This is a genomic window from Gilvimarinus sp. 1_MG-2023 (assembly GCF_030548285.1).
Genome location: NZ_JAUOSC010000012.1, coordinates 22,875 through 40,626, shown reverse-complemented (window position 1 = coordinate 40,626; position 17,752 = coordinate 22,875). Strand labels below are relative to the sequence as shown.

19 protein-coding genes are annotated in these 17,752 nt (G+C 52.4%); 12 read left to right on the top strand and 7 right to left on the bottom strand.

Translation table 11 applies throughout. The features are described 5' to 3' along the window. From Q4563_RS12745 to pilG, 5 genes are all read right to left on the bottom strand, one after another. Nucleotides 1-852, bottom strand: a complete 852-nt coding sequence (locus tag Q4563_RS12745; protein WP_215974902.1) for a CheR family methyltransferase — start codon at nucleotides 850-852, stop codon at nucleotides 1-3. A gap of 38 nt (nucleotides 853-890) precedes the next feature. Then, nucleotides 891-3,116, bottom strand: coding sequence for a methyl-accepting chemotaxis protein (locus Q4563_RS12740; protein ID WP_303604738.1), 2,226 nt, complete (start codon nucleotides 3,114-3,116; stop codon nucleotides 891-893). Nucleotides 3,117-3,222: 106 nt separating this feature from the next. Further along, on the bottom strand, nucleotides 3,223-3,765 hold the full coding sequence (locus Q4563_RS12735) for a chemotaxis protein CheW (RefSeq protein WP_215974904.1): 543 nt from the start codon (nucleotides 3,763-3,765) through the stop codon (nucleotides 3,223-3,225). Between the two features lie 46 nt (nucleotides 3,766-3,811). Beyond that, nucleotides 3,812-4,174, bottom strand: a complete 363-nt coding sequence (pilH, locus tag Q4563_RS12730) for a twitching motility response regulator PilH (protein ID WP_215974905.1) — start codon at nucleotides 4,172-4,174, stop codon at nucleotides 3,812-3,814. A 45-nt stretch (nucleotides 4,175-4,219) separates the two neighbouring features. Next, a complete protein-coding gene (pilG, locus tag Q4563_RS12725) occupies nucleotides 4,220-4,615 on the bottom strand; it encodes a twitching motility response regulator PilG (RefSeq protein WP_215974906.1) in 396 nt (131 codons plus the stop codon). Between the two features lie 300 nt (nucleotides 4,616-4,915). Between pilG and gshB the strand changes: the two genes are divergently transcribed. From gshB to ruvX, 4 genes are all read left to right on the top strand, one after another. After that, the gene (gene gshB, locus Q4563_RS12720) at nucleotides 4,916-5,878 is read left to right on the top strand and encodes a glutathione synthase (protein WP_303604737.1); all 963 of its coding nucleotides are present in this window, start codon (nucleotides 4,916-4,918) and stop codon (nucleotides 5,876-5,878) included. Then, nucleotides 5,875-6,786: an energy transducer TonB family protein gene (locus Q4563_RS12715; protein ID WP_303604736.1), complete on the top strand. Its 912-nt coding sequence runs from the start codon at nucleotides 5,875-5,877 to the stop codon at nucleotides 6,784-6,786. The genes gshB and Q4563_RS12715 overlap by 4 nt, the downstream gene beginning before the upstream one ends. A gap of 81 nt (nucleotides 6,787-6,867) precedes the next feature. Further along, nucleotides 6,868-7,473 (top strand): YqgE/AlgH family protein, encoded by a 606-nt coding sequence (locus Q4563_RS12710; protein ID WP_215974909.1) that lies wholly within the window; start codon nucleotides 6,868-6,870, stop codon nucleotides 7,471-7,473. Then, nucleotides 7,473-7,901, top strand: a complete 429-nt coding sequence (gene ruvX, locus Q4563_RS12705) for a Holliday junction resolvase RuvX (RefSeq protein ID WP_215974910.1) — start codon at nucleotides 7,473-7,475, stop codon at nucleotides 7,899-7,901. The genes Q4563_RS12710 and ruvX overlap by 1 nt, the downstream gene beginning before the upstream one ends. 151 nt (nucleotides 7,902-8,052) lie before the next feature. Here ruvX and Q4563_RS12700 read toward each other — a convergent pair whose 3' ends face one another. Together Q4563_RS12700 and Q4563_RS12695 are read right to left on the bottom strand one after the other, a co-directional pair. Next, a complete protein-coding gene (locus Q4563_RS12700; RefSeq protein ID WP_215974911.1) occupies nucleotides 8,053-9,198 on the bottom strand; it encodes a PilT/PilU family type 4a pilus ATPase in 1,146 nt (381 codons plus the stop codon). A gap of 84 nt (nucleotides 9,199-9,282) precedes the next feature. After that, a complete protein-coding gene (locus Q4563_RS12695; protein WP_215974912.1) occupies nucleotides 9,283-10,317 on the bottom strand; it encodes a type IV pilus twitching motility protein PilT in 1,035 nt (344 codons plus the stop codon). A gap of 88 nt (nucleotides 10,318-10,405) precedes the next feature. Here Q4563_RS12695 and Q4563_RS12690 point away from each other — a divergent pair, with 88 nt between their 5' ends. The 8 genes from Q4563_RS12690 (at nucleotide 10,406) to rdgB (ending at nucleotide 17,680) form a co-directional block, all read left to right on the top strand. Then, nucleotides 10,406-11,140: a YggS family pyridoxal phosphate-dependent enzyme gene (locus Q4563_RS12690; protein WP_303604735.1), complete on the top strand. Its 735-nt coding sequence runs from the start codon at nucleotides 10,406-10,408 to the stop codon at nucleotides 11,138-11,140. A gap of 10 nt (nucleotides 11,141-11,150) precedes the next feature. Continuing rightward, nucleotides 11,151-11,966 (top strand): pyrroline-5-carboxylate reductase, encoded by an 816-nt coding sequence (gene proC / locus Q4563_RS12685; RefSeq protein ID WP_303604734.1) that lies wholly within the window; start codon nucleotides 11,151-11,153, stop codon nucleotides 11,964-11,966. Between the two features lie 50 nt (nucleotides 11,967-12,016). Beyond that, nucleotides 12,017-12,604, top strand: a complete 588-nt coding sequence (locus Q4563_RS12680) for a YggT family protein (RefSeq protein WP_215974915.1) — start codon at nucleotides 12,017-12,019, stop codon at nucleotides 12,602-12,604. A 142-nt stretch (nucleotides 12,605-12,746) separates the two neighbouring features. Beyond that, nucleotides 12,747-14,729: a dynamin family protein gene (locus Q4563_RS12675; RefSeq protein ID WP_303604733.1), complete on the top strand. Its 1,983-nt coding sequence runs from the start codon at nucleotides 12,747-12,749 to the stop codon at nucleotides 14,727-14,729. Between the two features lie 108 nt (nucleotides 14,730-14,837). Then, the gene (metX, locus tag Q4563_RS12670) at nucleotides 14,838-15,983 is read left to right on the top strand and encodes a homoserine O-succinyltransferase MetX (protein ID WP_303604732.1); all 1,146 of its coding nucleotides are present in this window, start codon (nucleotides 14,838-14,840) and stop codon (nucleotides 15,981-15,983) included. A gap of 2 nt (nucleotides 15,984-15,985) precedes the next feature. Further along, nucleotides 15,986-16,573 (top strand): methionine biosynthesis protein MetW, encoded by a 588-nt coding sequence (gene metW, locus Q4563_RS12665; RefSeq protein WP_303604731.1) that lies wholly within the window; start codon nucleotides 15,986-15,988, stop codon nucleotides 16,571-16,573. A 10-nt stretch (nucleotides 16,574-16,583) separates the two neighbouring features. Beyond that, the gene (locus Q4563_RS12660) at nucleotides 16,584-17,087 is read left to right on the top strand and encodes a DUF4426 domain-containing protein (protein WP_303604730.1); all 504 of its coding nucleotides are present in this window, start codon (nucleotides 16,584-16,586) and stop codon (nucleotides 17,085-17,087) included. A 2-nt stretch (nucleotides 17,088-17,089) separates the two neighbouring features. Then, nucleotides 17,090-17,680 carry an RdgB/HAM1 family non-canonical purine NTP pyrophosphatase gene (rdgB, locus tag Q4563_RS12655; RefSeq protein WP_303604729.1) on the top strand — a complete coding sequence of 197 codons (591 nt, stop codon included), beginning with the start codon at nucleotides 17,090-17,092 and terminating at the stop codon, nucleotides 17,678-17,680. Nucleotides 17,681-17,752 lie beyond the last annotated feature (72 nt).

Sequence of the window (17,752 nt, the reverse complement as noted above, 5' to 3'; positions counted from 1 at the left end):
TTACTGGTGACGGACATAGGCCTGAACTTCTTCGTTGGCAACGCGTTGCAACCGAGGGTGATCCCACTCCACCACTTCACCAACACCAATGATCAATGCGCCGCCGGGCTTTAAACGATCCACCAGCGAATTCAAAATATCGCGTCGCAACCAGCGACGAAAATACACTAGCAGGTTTTGGCAAAATATAACGTCCATTTGCACCGCTGGCATATCCTGAATTTGTAATACATTACCGTGAGTTAAACATACACGGTCACGCAGCTTACGAACCACTTCATAGCTGCCATCACTACACAAAGTGCAATAACGCTTGGACTCTTCTCCCGTCATGTTTTCCAATGATCGGGGCAAGTAGCGCCCGAGTCGCCCTTTAGCCAGTGCAGTAGAGCTGATATCGAGAGCGGTAACGCCGTAGTAGGGTTCAAGCTGAGCCAGCTCAAAGCAGTCATTAATGACCATAGCCAGCGAGTAAGGCTCTTCACCGGTAGAGCAGCCAACACTCCATACATCGAAGCTTTCAGTTAGTTGTTGATTATTGATTTTGTCTTGCAGTAGGCGTCTAACGAATTCAAAAGAGGCACGATGACGAAAAAAACTGGTTTCTTTGACCGCTATCCGATCGATTAAAATAGACCATTCTAATCGGCCCTGTAAGCCATCGGTCACCAGAGAATAATATTCGGCATAGCTGTCGTAACCCAATTCGCGCATGCGAATGGATAGTTGAGATTGCAGGAGCGACTTTTGCGGAAAAGAAAGATGAATACCCGCTCTCTCTTCCAGCAACGTCGCCCACTGACCAAACTCAGCGTCGCTTAGATCTGCAATGGTGCGTAAAGACCAGCCCATCGTATAGCCTGCCTAACTGACTGCGCCGAAGCTGTCAGTTACACCGTTTTCCTGCTGCCAGTAATATCCAAGTCATCATCGTCGTCACCGTCAATGTCGATTTCCACTTCGTCGTTCAAATCGACCACGTCGTTATCATCCAGGTCGACGACATCATCAAGCTCAATCTCTGCTTGTGGAGTTACATCAGTACCGATGGCAGGCGTTTGCCCAAAGCTAGACAAGTCCATTTCTCCGGAATCCTCTTCCGGTAGTTTGAAACCGGCTACCGATTCACGTAGATCCATGGCCATGGCAGCAAGATTACCAATCGACTGTGCCGTTGCACTGGTACCCGCGGATGTTTGAGTTGTAATCTCTTGAATAACATTCATCGTATTCGAGATATGACCGGCCGACGATGCCTGTTGACGGGCGGCGTTGGAGATGTTTTGAATCAATTCCGCCAAGCTGGTGGATACGTTTTCAATTTCTTCCAGTGCCACACCGGCGTCTTGTGCCAAACGCGCACCGCGCACCACCTCAGAGGTGGTTTGTTCCATCGAGATAACCGCTTCATTGGTATCGTTCTGAATGGTTTTAACCAGCGCTTCAATCTGTTTAGTCGCAGCAGCCGAACGTTCCGCAAGGCGCTGCACCTCATCCGCAACCACCGCGAAACCACGGCCTGCATCACCGGCCATCGAGGCCTGAATCGCAGCGTTAAGTGCCAGAATGTTGGTTTGGTCGGCGATGTCGTTAATCAAAGATACGATATCTCCAATCTCCTGAGATGACTCACCCAGTCGTTTAATACGCTTCGAGGTATCTTGAATCTGTTCGCGAATTGTATCCATACCATTGATGGTGTTTTGTACCACCTTGGCGCCATTGCTGGCGATGGATACCGCTCGCTCTGCCACCGCGGCCGATTCAGAGGCGTTAGCCGATACCTGATCAATGGTAACTGCCATTTCATTAACCGCAGCCGATGCCCCGGCAATCTCTTGCGCTTGGTGCTCAGATGCCTCGGCTAAATGTAGGGCGGTTTGCTGGGTTTCTTGCGCTGCAGCCGATACGTTTACAGCCGTTTCGTTAATGCGCGCCACCAAGATCCGCAGCTGGTCAATGGTGTAGTTAATCGAGTCAGCAATCGCACCGGTGAAATCCTCGGTTACCGTAGCGGTCGTAGTTAAGTCACCATCGGCCAAGTCGGCCAACTCATCAAGTAATCGCAAAATTGCTGTTTGGTTACGCTCATTGGCTTCGGCGGTCACCGCAAGACGTTTACGCGTACCTTGATACAACAAGAAGCCGATAACACCAAGAGCCAGAATAGCCGCAGCCACCAGCACTACCATCACGTTTTCATTGATTGGACGCTCGGTTTCCTGCGCCGTAATGGTGTCACTGATTTCACTCAATGCCTGCAGCAAAGCAGGGGTTTGATCGAGAATAATTTCTTCAGCTAAGCGCACAGCAAACAGCGGCTGAGCACCATCAAATATTGTTTGAATCGAACCACTGATGCCATCAAACAAAGTGGATACTTCTTCTAAGCTGGCACGGGCGTCGGGATCCGTTACCTGAGAAATACCCATCATGTCATCGCCACTTTGCATGGCGTTCAGTACACGCTGGTAGATATTGGCGTCGCGGTTAAACTGATCCGCCACTTTCGAAACATCGCTTTCGTCACCACCACGAAGCATTTTGTCAACGTTGCGCCCGATACGCTCGGCTCGCCATGACTGCATGCGCGCTTGCGATAGCTGCTCGGCTGGAGCATCCGTTTCCAGCAGAATTTCAGCAATAATATTATGCTGTGCCTGCAGGGTTGGCAGATTGGCGTTTAGCTCGCGACCTTTTTCATTAATGAAAACAATGTTTTCTTGGTTGTCCAGAATAATCGAGGCTTGGCCTTTCAGCTCTTTCCAAACCCCACCAAAATCATCAAACTCAGCGGTGAGCACCGAACGCAGCTCGGCGCTGCCATCACGCAAACTGGCCCAGGTAGCATCCATCGTGCTAACAACCTGAGAAAGCTCTCCAAAGGCTTCCTCATCACCCGCGGTGGCGTCCCGCGTTAGACCTGTTAACCGGAACGCCTGAGCACGAAGCTCGGCCGCCTGTTGAAGATAGCGCTGATCGTTATCTGCATTGCGCTGTACGATGGTGAATACGACCGCCGCTGCGATCAAAAACACCACCAGCAAGACGCCGGCAAAAACAATCACAGGATTACCCTTGATCGTCGCAGCGATAGTTCTGGACTCAGTTTTCATTGACTCACTCCCGACCGACTTTTTTAGCTTGTTGTTCGTAAATTGAGAAAGAGCTGACACTAAAGGCCCACTCTTCTTTATCCATTGATATTCGTTTTAATGCACGCTAGTCGCGCGCCGCACTGATAAATCTTTGATCTTGGGCTAACTCAGACAACAAAAACACATTCCATTGCTGCTGTTCACCGATATAACTGCCCTGCACATAAGGGCGAATAGGATCTACGATATCGCCACTTTTTTGTTGGAACTCATCCACAGGGAAATGCTGCATACCAAAGACTTGGTCAACAATGAGGCCGCTGTACAGAGTTTCTGTCTCCAGAACTAGCACCCTGCGCCGCTTACGCCCCCCCACTAACCGACCGCCGCAAAAGGCGGCGAGATCAAACAGTGGGAGTAAACGACCGCGCACATTAGCAACACCCCGCACCCAAGGCTGGACACCCGGCAAGTGGGTGTAATGCGGTACCTCTAGCATTTCAGAGACTTCATCCATTGAGGCAATAAAGTAACTGCCTAACAGTGAAAAACCAATTCCACTCCATTGTTCGCGAGCATCAATCTGCGCCGGCAATCCCTGTGCGGCCTGCCGACTTTGATTCGCTAACTGAGCCAGAGCATGAAAAGCGCTCGATGCTTCTGCCATAGTTATGATCCGTTATTGTTTTTAATCCGGTGCGGATTCATTCCACTTATGCCATCACTTCGCTAATGGCATCCATCAACACATCTGTCGTGATTGGCTTGGCCAAATAGGCGCGAGCCCCCTGGCGCATGCCCCACACACGATCAGTTTGTTGATCCTTGGTAGTAACAATAATCACAGGAATATCAGCAGTTTCCGGCGCTTTGGTCAGCTGGCGTGTAGCCTGAAACCCATTTAAGCCCGGCATCACGATATCCATCAATACCAAATCGGGTAGTTCTTTTTTGGCCAAGGCCACACCCTCTTCGCCATTGGGTGCAGTCAAGACAGCGTGCCCACTTTTTTCCAACATGGTGGTTAATTTATACGTCTCAGTCGGCGAGTCGTCGATTATTAATACTCTAGCCATAGCGTCCCCGAGGTATCAAAAAGAGAAGTTGTTATTGGTTAATAATTACGAAGCCTGCGCTTGCTTTACGTGCTCTTCAATGGCACCTAGCAATTCGCTTTTACTAAACGGTTTCGTTAAATATTGATCCGACCCCACGATGCGACCTTTGGCCTTATCGAATAGACCGTCCTTACTGGACAGCATAATCACTGGGGTAGATTTAAATTCGGTATTGTTTTTAATCAACGCGCAGGTTTGATAACCGTCAAGACGAGGCATCATAATATCCACAAAGATAATATCCGGACGCGTATCGGCTATTTTTGCCAATGCATCAAAACCATCGGTGGCCGTAATCACGGTGCACCCGGCTTTTTTTAACAATGTTTCCGCGGTTCGACGAATCGTTTTGCTATCGTCGATGACCATTATTTTTAGACTTTCCAAACTCACGTCCATACCTGCTGACCTTTACGCTGGTTAGTATCGTTGAGGCCCAAAATGCGATCTGGTTCACGCCTGTCACCTTAATACGCATTTAAGCCGGCCGCAATAAATTCTATTGTTTTATTCTATGCTCAACTTTTAACATAGTTTGTAGGGTTAATCTATAACCGCCTGAATATATACGTAAATTAACTTTTTAAGCGTTTTGATATTCCACACAATTATGATGAAACAGGACTTGCGCAACCATCGCCAAGGGGATAACTTACGACTGCCTGACCATCTACGGACTGAACCAGCCGGATTAACACCATGAGCTTATCGATCGGCATTGTGATGGACCCCATCGCAAATATTGCCTACTACAAAGACACTACCCTCGCCCTGATGTTGGCCGCTCAAGCGCGCGGCCACAAACTCTACTACATGGAGATCACCGATCTCTATCAGTCTCAAGAGCAAGCCCGGGCCAGCATGTGCCCGATCGAAGTGTTCGACAACGGCGATTGCTGGTACAAGCTAGGCCCAGTAGCCGATCGCCCACTGGGTGAATTAGACGCCATTTTGATGCGTAAAGACCCGCCCTTTGACACTGATTATATCTATAGCACGTATTTGCTTGAGGCTGCCCAAAGACAAGGGGCGCTGGTGGTCAACAACCCACGAAGCCTGCGCGACTGCAACGAAAAAATGTTTGCCACCCAATTTCCTCAATGCTGCCCACCGATGATTGTCAGCGCGCAAATGCAGCAGCTAAAAGCCTTTCATCGCGAGCATGGTGACGTCATTTTCAAACCTCTAGACGGCATGGGCGGCAGCAGTATCTTCCGCTGTAAAGGTGATGATCCCAATGTCGGCGTTATCTTAGAAACACTGACCAATCACGGCCAGCACCTAACCATGGCGCAAAAGTTTATTCCCGAGATCAGCAACGGCGATAAACGCATACTAGTGGTAAATGGCGAGGCCGTCCCCTACGCCTTGGCGCGCATCCCCGCCGAAGGCGAAACCCGCGGCAATCTTGCTGCAGGCGGGCGCGGCGTGGCACAGCCTTTAACCGAACGTGATTACTGGATAGTCGATCAGGTCAAAGACTCCTTAGTAGAGCGCGGCCTGTATTTTGTTGGCCTAGACGTGATCGGTGACTACCTAACCGAAATTAATGTCACTAGCCCCACTTGTGCTCGCGAGATTGACCAGGCCTACGACACAGGCATTGGCGAGAAGTTAATCCAGTCGATTGAAAACAGCCTTAAAGCGATCCCGCACACATGAGCAGTCAAGCCCAGGTTGCGGTTGGCATCGACACCAGTGTTAAATCAGCGGATCGGCTGAGCTTTACCGTTTTTATTGCGGTTATTGCACATGCCATGCTGATTTTTGGTCTCAGCTTTACCATCCCCAAACCGAGCGATGCGGCCCCCACGCTGGAAATTACACTGGCCACCCACAGCACCGAAATCGCCCCGGAAGACGCCAACTTTCTCGCTCAGCACAACCAAGAGGCCAGTGGTACCGAGCTTGCTAACGAGCAACTTACGACCGATCAGCAGGCTGATTTTGCCGCCCCCACGGTGAATGACATCAATCCCATGGCGCAAGTACAGGCCGCCGATCAAACCGCCGATCAGCTCACCCAAGTCATCACCACTCAGGGTGAGTCTTCTCGCAACGTACAAAAACACAATGATGATATCAGCGAGAAACAAGAACAGGCGCGCGAAGGGCTGCCCGAAGAGCAACCGATGATTACCCCCGAAATCGCCAGCTTGCAAGCCAAGCTGGATCGTCAGCGCCAAGAGTACGCCAAGCGCCCTCGCGTACGTCGACTCACCTCGGTAGCCACCAAAACCGCCCCCGAGGCCGCCTATTTATTGGAGTGGGGCCGCAAGGTTGAACAGGTGGGCAACGCCAATTATCCCCAGCAGGCCCTCAGTCAGGGCATCACCGGCAAGCTGCGCATGACTGTCACGCTAAACGCCAATGGCACGATTCGCGATTTAGAGTTATCTGAGTCTTCTGGCGTAAGCATGCTCGACCAGGCCGCCTTACAAATCATTCGACTGGCCGCGCCCTTTGATCCCATTCCTGCCAGCGTGCGCGAAAAGTTTGACCAGCTGCAAATCATCCGCACCTGGAGCTTTGAGATCAATGGCCTATCGACGGCTGCAACCTCCGACTAATAAGCGACCGGCTCTTTTCTCGCCGCCGCCCGGGCCTAGATATCCCTTGAGTTTCCAACCCACAGCCCCCATATTCACGCCATGACGAATACAACATCAAGCAACACCCCCAACACCTCAAGCTTCGAGCTAGGCTCCCTGCGCAATCAATTTTTGATTGCCATGCCCGGCATGGAAGACCCCAACTTTATTCACAGTGTGACTTACATTTGTGAGCACTCCGACGATGGCGCTATGGGCTTGGTTATCAATCTGCCAATGGACATTACCTTGGCGGAAATTTATCAACAATTAGGCCTATCCTGTGACGACACATCCGCCCAGAGTACTGCTCTGGCCGGCGGCCCAGTCGGCGCTGAGCGCGGGTTTGTACTGCACCCCAATTTAGAACAACAGCGCTGGCAATCCACCACGTCCATTTCACCCCAAATCGCCCTGACCGCCTCAAAAGATATTCTCGAATCCATGAGTCGCGGTGAAGGGCCCGAGCACTATATCGTGGCGCTGGGTTACGCGGGCTGGGAGCAGGGCCAACTAGAGCAAGAGATTGCCGAAAACGCCTGGCTGACCGTGCCCGCAGATGATCAAATTTTATTCCACACCCCCGCCGAACAACGTTGGTCTGCCGCCGCTCGCGATCTGGGCATTGACCTTAACCTGATTTCCAATAGCGTCGGTCACGCCTAATGGCAGACAATATCAGTCTTATGGCCTTCGATTATGGTCTGCGCAGTATCGGTGTGGCCGTAGGTCAAACCGCCACCGGCAACGCCTCCGCCCTAACCGAACTGCGGGCCCGCGATGGCATCCCCAACTGGGATGAGATCAAACAACTGCTCGATGAATGGCAACCGGATTTAGTACTGGTGGGCTTGCCGCTGAATATGGACGATACGGAAAATGATTTTTGCCCGCGCGCACGCAAATTCGCCAATCGTATTCACGGCCGCTTCGGCCACCGGGTAGAAATGGTTGATGAGCGGCTCTCCAGCGTGGCCGCCAAAGAAGAACACCTCGCCGCAGGCGGCTCCACCCACTTTCGCAGCGACCCGGTAGACGCCATCGCGGCGAGGATTATATTGGAGACGTGGCTGGGCGAGAACACTGAACACTGAGTGCAGAATGCAGAATGCAGAATGCAGTTATATTAATGCTTCTTGTAACGAGCCAAGAAACTTACCGCTGATCGTCAAACCAAAGGGCGCCCCTTTAAAGGGGCACCCTTTGGCCTTCTGCGTACTGCGTTCCGCTAAGGACGAAGCCCCCTTAAAACATCCGCCCCCCACGCCCGCTATCTTCTTCCTCCATGGATAGACTATCGGCCGCGTTGGATAAGTAGGTGGCATCCGTTTCTGAACCGAGTTTGATCATCAAACGCAGGTCGTTGGGTGAGTCGGCGTGCGCCAAGGCGTCTTCGTAGGTAATTTCACCGCCGTCGTATAGGCTGTACAACGCCTGATCAAAGGTTTGCATGCCCAGCTCGGTGGATTTTTTCATCAATTCTTTTAGTTCGCCCACCTCACCTTTGCGAATCAAATCCGACATCAAGGGTGTATTGAGCAGCACTTCCAAACAGGCCCGGCGGCCCTTGCCATCCGGCGTTGGAATCAGCTGCTGGGCCACAATACCGCGCAAGTTAAGCGACAAGTCCATCCACAATTGACGGTGACGGTCGGCTGGGAAGAAGTGAATAATACGGTCCAGCGCCTGGTTGGCATTGTTGGCGTGCAAAGTACACAGGCACAAGTGACCAGTCTCGGCAAAAGCGATGGCGTGCTCCATGGTTTCGCGCGAGCGGACCTCACCAATCAAAATCACATCCGGCGCCTGACGCAGGGTGTTTTTCAGTGCCACCTCAAACGAGTCCGTATCAATTCCCACCTCGCGCTGGGTAATAATACAACCCTCGTGCTGGTGGATAAATTCAATGGGGTCCTCGATTGAAATAATATGCCCTTTGGAGTTGCGATTGCGATGGCCAATCATCGACGCCAGCGAGGTGGACTTACCGGTACCGGTTGCCCCCACAAACATGACCAACCCGCGCTTGGTCATGGCCAGCTCTTTAATAACCTCAGGCAAATTTAAATCATCAATCTTAGGAATCTGCGTTTCAATGCGACGCAACACCATACCTGCCAAATTGCGCTGATAAAAAGCACTGGCCCGGAAACGACCAATACCGCGGGCACTAATGGCAAAGTTAAGCTCTTTAAATTCTAGAAATTCTTTGCGCTGCTTTTCGTTCATGACTGACAGCACCAGCTCGCGCGCTTTTTCCGGCGCCAGCGGCGTTGCGGTGGCCGGCACCACTTTACCGTGCAGCTTGATAGATGGCGGCACACCAGCGGTCACAAATAAGTCCGATGCGTTCTTATCCACCATCAATTGTAATAATCGATCGAAATCCATAATAGGAACCCAAATATTTTATGTTTTCTCAACGACTTAAGCGCTGGCGGTGTACCTTGCACAACGCTTGAGCTTCCTGCGTTCTTAGAAATTTTCCGGCATCTTGGCTTTTTCTTTAGCCGCCTCGCGGGAAATAATACGGCGCGCCACCATGTCTTCCAAACATTGATCCATGGTCTGCATACCGACCGATGCCCCGGTTTGAATAGCCGAGTACATCTGCGCCACTTTATCCTCACGGATCAAGTTACGAATAGCTGGGGTGCCACGCATAATTTCATGAGCCGCAACCCGACCGCCGCCATTTTTCTTCATCAGCGTTTGCGAGATCACCGCCTGCAGTGATTCCGACAACATGGAACGCACCATGGCCTTTTCATTGGCAGGGAATACATCCACTACCCGGTCGATGGTTTTAGCCGCGCTGGTGGTGTGCAAGGTGCCAAACACCAAGTGGCCCGTCTCGGCCGCTGTGAGCGCCAACCGAATGGTTTCTAAGTCACGCAGCTCACCCACCAGAATAATATCCGGATCCTCACGCAGCGCCGAGCGCAAGGCTTCACTAAAGCCGTGGGTGTCGCGGTGCACCTCACGTTGGTTGACCAAGCATTTTTTTGACTCGTGAACAAATTCGATCGGATCCTCAATGGTCAAAATATGTTCGTATTTGTTGTCATTGATGTAATCCATCATCGCCGCCAGGGTGGTGGACTTACCAGAACCGGTAGGTCCGGTCACCAAAACCAAGCCGCGCGGAACCGAACTGACGTCGCGAAACACTTGCCCCATACCCAACTCTTCCATGGTGAGCACCTTGGAAGGAATGGTACGGAATACTGCGCCGGCACCGCGGTTTTGATTAAAAGCGTTTACCCGAAAGCGGGCGACGCCTGGCACTTCGAATGAAAAGTCCGTTTCCAGAAACTCCTCAAAGTCTTTGCGTTGCTTGTCATTCATGATCTCGTAGATCAAACTATGCACCTGCTTGTGATCCATGGGGGGCAGGTTAATCCGCCGCACGTCCCCATCGACACGAATCATGGGCGGCAAGCCGGCCGAGAGGTGCAAATCTGAGGCGCCTTGTTTGGCGCTGAAGGCGAGGAGCTCCGTGATATCCATACAGCTAAACCCTTAATATTGTTCAATTGTTGTTAATGCTGCGCACATTATTATGATATGCCAAGCGCGGGCAAATGTCGGGAACCAAATGCACAAGATAGACGAGAAGCTCGCCAATGTCACCGCTCGATTAACACAAGCCGCTCTGCAAGCCCATCGCAGCGATGCGGATATTGCCCTGATCGCGGTCAGTAAAACACAACCGGCCGAGTGTTTACGCCAAGCCTACCAAGCCGGCCAGCGCCGATTTGGCGAAAATTATCTACAGGAGGCGCTAGACAAACAACAGGCACTGGCGGACTTACCCGATATCGAATGGCATTTTATCGGCCCCATACAATCCAACAAAACCCGCGCCATTGCCGAGCACTTTGCTTGGGTGCACAGTGTCGATCGACTCAAAATCGCCAAGCGCCTCAGCGAACAGCGCCCGGTCACTATGCCAGCTTTGAATATCTGTCTGCAGGTTAATATAGACGGTGAAGACAGCAAATCCGGTGTGACGCCCGAACAACTGCCTGCCCTCGCCCGCGAGGTGAACGCTCTGCCCAATATTCACTTGCGCGGCCTTATGGCGATTCCCGCCCCCCAGTCAGATGCTCACAAACAGCGGGAAAGCTTTACCCGCATGCATCAATTGCTGGTAGCGCTGAATGAGACCAGCTCCGAAGCCCCAACCGGCAAGGGGCCACTAGACAGTTTATCGATGGGAATGTCCGCCGACCTAGAGGCCGCCGTTAGCGCGGGCGCCACAATGGTCCGTATCGGCACCGATATTTTTGGCCCGCGCGCGACACCCCCAACCAACCCCCCGCACAAATAGGTTATACCTAATGATTAAAAACATAGCATTTATCGGCGCCGGCAATATGGCCGGCGCTATTATCAAAGGCTTACTGGCACAGAAATACCCATCCGAGTCTATCCGCGCCACCACTCGCAGCGCCGAAAGCGCCGAGCGGGCCGCCGCGCAACTGGGGATTCACACCTCTACCGACAACCTCAGCACCTGCCAGTGGGCCGATGTAATCGTGCTCGCGGTTAAACCGCAAATGCTGCAAGCGACCTGTGCATCCCTGCGTGGCGCGCTGGATCAACAACTCATCATGTCGGTCGCGGCTGGCATTGATACCGCCACCCTCGGGCGTTGGCTGGACGGTGATTTCGCCATTGTGCGCAGCATGCCCAACACCCCCTCTCAGGTTGGCGTCGGCGCCAGTGGCCTGTTCGCTAATGCCAAGGCCAACCGCGACGACTTAGCCTTTACCGAACAAATCGCCAATGCCACTGGGCTGTGTGTGTGGGTAGAAGATGAAGCTCAAATGCACGCCGTCACCGCTGTTTCGGGCTCGGGCCCGGCCTATTACTTCTTGTTTATGGAGGCGATGATCGACGCCGGCGAAAAGCTCGGCCTCAGCCCTGAAACAGCGCGCCAACTCACCCTACAAACGGCATTGGGGGCCGCCACTTTGGCCGGCCGTGCTGATGTGCCGGTGGGTGAGTTAAAACGACGAGTCATGTCGCCCGGCGGCACTACCGAGCGGGCCATAAATGCGTTTGAGACGGGCCATTTATCCGCACTGGTTGATACAGCCATGAACGACTGCGCCAAACGCTCACAAAGCCTATCCGATGAGCTGGCAAAATAAGATTTTGCCCCAATATCACTTAAACCGTGCCCAATCACTGAGGAGAGACAATGAACACCATGCAGGAAATGCTGGTCTACCTAATTCAAACTCTGGGGTCGCTGTACATGCTAATTGTACTACTGCGCTTTTTGCTGCAGTTGACACGCGCCGACTTCTACAACCCAATTTCTCAGGGCATCGGTAAGGCTACCAACCCATTATTACTGCCATTGCGCCGGGTTATTCCCGGCATTTACGGCATCGACATGGCATCTTTAGTGTTAGCCATGCTGTTGCAGTGGGTTGCTGGGCAGTTAATTTACTTAGTGGCTGGTCAGGGTTTGCTTAACCCACTGGTGGTCATCCCTATGGGGCTAATTGGCATTTTAAAAATGCTGGTGCAAATCTACTTTGTTGGCATGATCGTCTATATCGTCGCCAGCTGGATCGCGCCCTTTAGCCAGAATCCGGCGCTTTTATTAGTGCGCCAACTGGTGGAGCCGGCCATGGCACCGCTGCGCAAAATCATCCCCGCCATGGGGCCGATTGATATCTCACCGATCTTTTTCTTTTTGATTCTCAATCTGTTTAACCAGTTTTTGATTCCGGCACTGGCCGGCCTTCTGGGCGTGAGAGGTCTATTGCTGGGGTTTTAACGCCACCATAATAGACCGATAATCCCGCAAATTGTCCCGCCAGTCCTGTCATTTAGGCTAAAAACTGGCTGACAGGGGCAATTTGCGCTTTAATAGCGAACACGGTCACGTTTGGGCGAAACCACGGGAAAACACTAATAACATGGACATTAAGGCATTACATCGGCAAATGGCGCAGTACAGCGCCTGGAAGCAAGCTCTCGACAAACGCCTACAAGGCTTTTGCCACTGGAGTGAAAAACACCAGCTGGTCACCTCAGATGCCTTAAACTACCTGCACAAAGCCCGCAAGCTACTCGGCGGCGATCAATTCACGATCGCCTGCGTGGGCGAGTTTTCACGCGGTAAAACCGAACTGATTAACGCCCTGTTGTACAACCAAAACAACGGTCGCTTTCTGCCCTCCCAGCCCGGGCGCACCACCATGTGCCCCACCGAGATCTTCTGGGACGCCAAACAACCCAAAAACTGCGTGCGCCTATTGCCGATCGAAACCCGCCGCAGCGCCACCAGCATGCAAAGCTTTAAGCGCATTCCGCAGAACTGGTTTACCATTAGTTTTGACCCGGACAACTTCCAGTCGGTCACCGAGGCAATCGGCCAGGTTTCCGCCAGTAAAATGGTGACCCGCAAAGAAGCCATTAAGTTCGGTTTCAGTGCCAGCGAGTTGGAAGTCGATGAACAAACCGGTCTGGTGCAGGTCCCCACCTGGCGTCACGCCTTAATTAACTTCGACCACCCCCTGTTGCGAGAAGGCCTGCGTATTGTCGACACACCGGGGCTGAACGCGCTGGGCAACGAGCCGGAATTAACCTTAAAAACCTTGCCCGAGGCCCAGGCAATTTTGTTTTTAATGGCGGCCGATAGCGGCGTTAGCGCCAGCGATATGACCATTTGGCGCGACCATATTTCCGGCTTGCGCGACGACCGCTGCACCGCTGTGCTGGGGCTACTCAACAAAATCGATACACTCTGGGATGAACTCACGCCCGAGGCAGAAGTAGCCGCCAATATAGAACGCGTGCGCTTGCAAACGGCCAAGCTGTTGGAGCTGGCGCCGGAATATATCCTGCCCATTTCTGCCAAAAAAGCACTGCTGGCCAAAGTCAAAAATCGTCGTGCCGATCTTTTGCAAAGTAATTTCCCGCAGTTGGAACAACGCTTGGCCGAGTGCATCTTGCGTTCGCAGCAGCAGATCATCAGTCACCGGCTAGTCAGCAACAGCCACGAGATGATCGTCAATACATACAATAGCCTTACTCGCCGCATTGATGAGAGCGAGAGCGAACTGCATGCGTTACAACAAGCCACCGATCAGGATGCTATCAACGAACTGACCCGTCAGCGAGACAAAATTCGCAACGCGCACCACCGCTTCCATAAACAATCGCTGTCACTAAAAACCAGCCAACGCTTGCTCAATAACCAGCGCACCGCCTTAATGGCACCAGTAACCCAAAGCAAAGTTCAAGGGTTAAGCGAAGAGACTCAAGAACGTATGATGCAAAGCTGGACCACGGTGGGCCTATCGCAAGCCATTGGCGATTTTTTCGACAACGTCGATACCAGCGTTAATCACTTAGTGCGTGAAATCGAGCGGGCCAACAAAGTACTGGCCAGTATTTACGACCGCCCAGAGCACGGCACAGAGGCCGCAGCCATGGCCCACAGCCATAAGCTCAATATCACCAGCCACCGTCGCCGTCTCCGTAATCTGGAAAACAATGCCGACCGTTTACGCCGCTCACTCAACAGCGTCCTGGCCACCAAGAACACTCTGATCAGCCGCTTTTTGGGTACACTGGTTAAAGAGGTCAACAACCTATTCAGTGATTTGCGCCGCGATATTAACGATTGGCTGCAAGATGCGTTAACACCACTAACCCATCACAACCAACACCAGAAAAAACTGTTGGAACACCACATGATGCGCTTGGGTGAAATGCGCTCGCAAACTCGCTCGCACCACGAACAGATCCAATCGCTAGAGCAAGGCCTGCACGCTTTGGCCACCGCACGCGGCGACTTGGAGCCCCTGTTCTTAGAAGTCACCCGAGCCCCCGCTGCCAAACCCACCCCAGAGGCCAAAGTGGTATCTTTACAGGCGGCTCGAAAACAAGCCTAATCTAACCCCGCTTTACGGGCTAAATGAGGCCCGACACTTGCAGGCAGGCAAGCGCGACTTTAGACTTGCGCTTTTGCCGCCTTATCCGGTGATGATCAAGAGACATCAATGACCCAAAGCTCCGCTCCAGATTCCGTTGGCTTGGTAACCCCGTTTACCGTGCAGTTCGATGAACCGCTGCGCCTTGCCAGCGGCCGTACTCTAGAGACTTACGAGCTCGTGGTAGAAACCTACGGCAGCCTTAACGCCAACAAGTCGAACGCCGTACTGATTTGCCATGCACTCTCAGGAGATCATCACGCAGCGGGTTTTCACAGCGAGGAAGACCGCAAACCCGGCTGGTGGGATGGCTATATTGGCCCGGGCAAGCCGATCGATACCGATAAGTTTTTCGTCGTGTCGCTTAATAACCTCGGCGGCTGTAGCGGTTCCACTGGCCCGCGCAGTATTAACCCGGCCACTGGCAGCCCTTGGGGGGCGGACTTCCCTAAACTGCGGGTACGCGATTGGGTTCACTCCCAGGCCCGGCTTGCCGACTCGCTGGGTATTGATCAGTGGGCGGCTGTGATTGGCGGCAGCTTGGGCGGCATGCAAGCCATGCGCTGGGCACTGGAGTACCCCGATCGTTTGCGCCACTGTATCGTGATCGCCTCGGCCATGAAATTAAGTGCGCAAAATATTGCCTTTAATGAAACCGCCCGTCAGGCCATATTAAAAGACCCGGAATTTTATCACGGCGATTATCAAAGCCATGACACCTACCCCAAAAACGGCTTAGCTATCGCCCGCATGATTGGCCACATCACCTATTTGTCGGACGATGTGATGGGTGAAAAGTTTGGCCGCGAGTTGCGCACTGGCAGTTTCGATCAGGGGCTGGAAGATTTAGTGGAATTTCAGGTCGAGAGTTACTTGCGCTATCAGGGCGACACATTTTCTAGAAACTTTGACGCCAACACCTATATTCTTATGACCCGCGCGCTGGATTACTTCGATTTAGCACGCGAATATGGCGACGATGCCAGCGTCGCTTTTCGCCGCGCCCAGTGCGACTTTTACGTGGCTTCGTTCAGTACCGACTGGCGGTTCCCGGTTGAACGCTCACGCGAAATTGTCGACGCCCTAATCGACGCACAAAAAAATGTCAGCTACACCGAAGTTGAGTCGCCCTACGGCCACGACGCCTTTTTGCTCCCCAATGAGCACTACCGTGAAGCCTTCAGCCGCTACCTTGCCAGAATCGAAACGGAGTAATTATGCGATTTGATTTTAATCAATTGCAAAACTGGATAGGCGAGAAAAGCCGGGTGCTGGATCTCGCTTGTGGTGATGGCACCTTGTTAAAGCTGCTGGCCGACAGCAAGCAGGTTTCGGGCTACGGTTTAGAAATTGACCCAGCTCATATTCAGACCTGCATCAGCCGCGGCGTTAATGTGATCAATCAAAATCTCGACCGCGGCCTGAGTAACTTCGAAGACAACAGTTTTGACACTGTAGTGATGACCCAAGCACTGCAAACCATGCGCTACCCCCATATCGTGCTGGATGAAATGCTGCGAGTGGGCAAAGAGTGCATTATTACCTTCCCCAACTTCGGCCACTGGAAGGCGCGCTTCCACTTGGCGGTTCGCGGACGCATGCCTGTATCAGATTTGCTGCCCTACGAGTGGTACGACACCCCGAACATTCACTTTTGCACTTTTACCGATTTCGAAATTCTGTGCCGCGAAAAACACATCAGCGTCTTGCACCGCCGGGTAGTCAACGAACAGTCAGCCCAAATGCTGGGCGACTTAGCGCCTAATTTTTTCGGCGAGACAGCCATTTACCACCTTGCAAAATAGGCGACAACCTATGCAGTTACTGGTCAATTTTTTTATAGTCTTAACCACTTTACTCTCCATGTTATGGGCTTCTACAACCATCGCAGCGCCACGCGAAATCCCTGACGCGCGGGTTATTGAGCAGAGCGAACGCAGTAAAGTTTTTCAAGATCACACCGTCCATTTCAGTGTGTTTAACAGTGCGTTTGTGCCGGTCGATGTTGCCAATATTTATCAAATCAGCCGTGCCGACAATCAGGTGCTGATCAATATTAGCGTTACCAAAACCGGCGGAGATGCCTCTCACTTAGGCCTGCCCGCACAGGTAACGGGCACAGCCACTAACCTGATTCAACAAATGCAAACACTCAAATTCCAAACCATTAACGAGGGCAAGGCGACCTATTTTATTGCCCCGTTGCGACACACGAACGAAGAGGTCTTTAATTTCGCCATTGACGTTACCCCCGAGGGTAGCGAGCAGCCATTGCCACTCAAGTTTTCTCGCACGCTCTACGTTAAGGACAGTCAATAATTATGCAGACTATCGTTCTTGCCAGCTCCAATCCGGGCAAACTGAAAGAGTTTAATCAATTGTTAGCCGGTGTCGGTTTTGCCGTCAAGCCGCAGTCGGATTACAACGTAAGTGATGCAGATGAAACCGGCTTAAGCTTTGTGGAAAATGCCATTTTAAAGGCTCGCAATGCCTGCCGCGCAACCGGCCTGCCGGCTCTTGCGGACGACTCAGGCATAGAGGTGGACGCCCTCAATGGCCGCCCCGGTATCTATTCTGCCCGCTTCGCAGGAATCGGCGCCAGCAATGCCAGCAACAATGAACAGCTCCTGCGCGAGCTGGAAAACGTCGCCGAGCAAGACCGCACGGCACGGTATCAGTGTGTGTTGGTGTATATGCGCCACGCCGAAGACCCCACCCCCATTATTTGCCAAGGCAGCTGGGAGGGCCGAATCCTGTCGGCACCAGCGGGTGATGGCGGTTTTGGCTACGACCCTTTGTTTTATGTGCCGACTCACAAATGTGCTGCAGCCGAATTATCGAAAGACGAAAAAGGCAAAATCAGCCACCGGGCGGCGGCGCTAAAACTTCTATTGGCGCAACTCACACAATAACCCAACACCCCTCTTTTATATTCCACTAACCCCCGGCTGGGGTTTTATTTTGGTATCAGCCCCACTATAAAA

Excerpts from the sequence above, each read along its gene's own strand:
- Q4563_RS12745 (WP_215974902.1), bottom strand. The coding sequence starts at position 852 with ATGGGCTGGTCTTTACGCACCATTGCAGATCTAAGCGACGCTGAGTTT.
- Q4563_RS12740 (WP_303604738.1), bottom strand. The coding sequence starts at position 3,116 with ATGAAAACTGAGTCCAGAACTATCGCTGCGACGATCAAGGGTAATCCT.
- Q4563_RS12735 (WP_215974904.1), bottom strand. The coding sequence starts at position 3,765 with ATGGCAGAAGCATCGAGCGCTTTTCATGCTCTGGCTCAGTTAGCGAAT.
- pilH (WP_215974905.1), bottom strand. The coding sequence starts at position 4,174 with ATGGCTAGAGTATTAATAATCGACGACTCGCCGACTGAGACGTATAAA.
- pilG (WP_215974906.1), bottom strand. The coding sequence starts at position 4,615 with ATGGACGTGAGTTTGGAAAGTCTAAAAATAATGGTCATCGACGATAGC.
- gshB (WP_303604737.1), top strand. The coding sequence starts at position 4,916 with ATGAGCTTATCGATCGGCATTGTGATGGACCCCATCGCAAATATTGCC.
- Q4563_RS12715 (WP_303604736.1), top strand. The coding sequence starts at position 5,875 with ATGAGCAGTCAAGCCCAGGTTGCGGTTGGCATCGACACCAGTGTTAAA.
- Q4563_RS12710 (WP_215974909.1), top strand. The coding sequence starts at position 6,868 with ATGACGAATACAACATCAAGCAACACCCCCAACACCTCAAGCTTCGAG.
- ruvX (WP_215974910.1), top strand. The coding sequence starts at position 7,473 with ATGGCAGACAATATCAGTCTTATGGCCTTCGATTATGGTCTGCGCAGT.
- Q4563_RS12700 (WP_215974911.1), bottom strand. The coding sequence starts at position 9,198 with ATGGATTTCGATCGATTATTACAATTGATGGTGGATAAGAACGCATCG.
- Q4563_RS12695 (WP_215974912.1), bottom strand. The coding sequence starts at position 10,317 with ATGGATATCACGGAGCTCCTCGCCTTCAGCGCCAAACAAGGCGCCTCA.
- Q4563_RS12690 (WP_303604735.1), top strand. The coding sequence starts at position 10,406 with ATGCACAAGATAGACGAGAAGCTCGCCAATGTCACCGCTCGATTAACA.
- proC (WP_303604734.1), top strand. The coding sequence starts at position 11,151 with ATGATTAAAAACATAGCATTTATCGGCGCCGGCAATATGGCCGGCGCT.
- Q4563_RS12680 (WP_215974915.1), top strand. The coding sequence starts at position 12,017 with ATGAACACCATGCAGGAAATGCTGGTCTACCTAATTCAAACTCTGGGG.
- Q4563_RS12675 (WP_303604733.1), top strand. The coding sequence starts at position 12,747 with ATGGACATTAAGGCATTACATCGGCAAATGGCGCAGTACAGCGCCTGG.
- metX (WP_303604732.1), top strand. The coding sequence starts at position 14,838 with ATGACCCAAAGCTCCGCTCCAGATTCCGTTGGCTTGGTAACCCCGTTT.
- metW (WP_303604731.1), top strand. The coding sequence starts at position 15,986 with ATGCGATTTGATTTTAATCAATTGCAAAACTGGATAGGCGAGAAAAGC.
- Q4563_RS12660 (WP_303604730.1), top strand. The coding sequence starts at position 16,584 with ATGCAGTTACTGGTCAATTTTTTTATAGTCTTAACCACTTTACTCTCC.
- rdgB (WP_303604729.1), top strand. The coding sequence starts at position 17,090 with ATGCAGACTATCGTTCTTGCCAGCTCCAATCCGGGCAAACTGAAAGAG.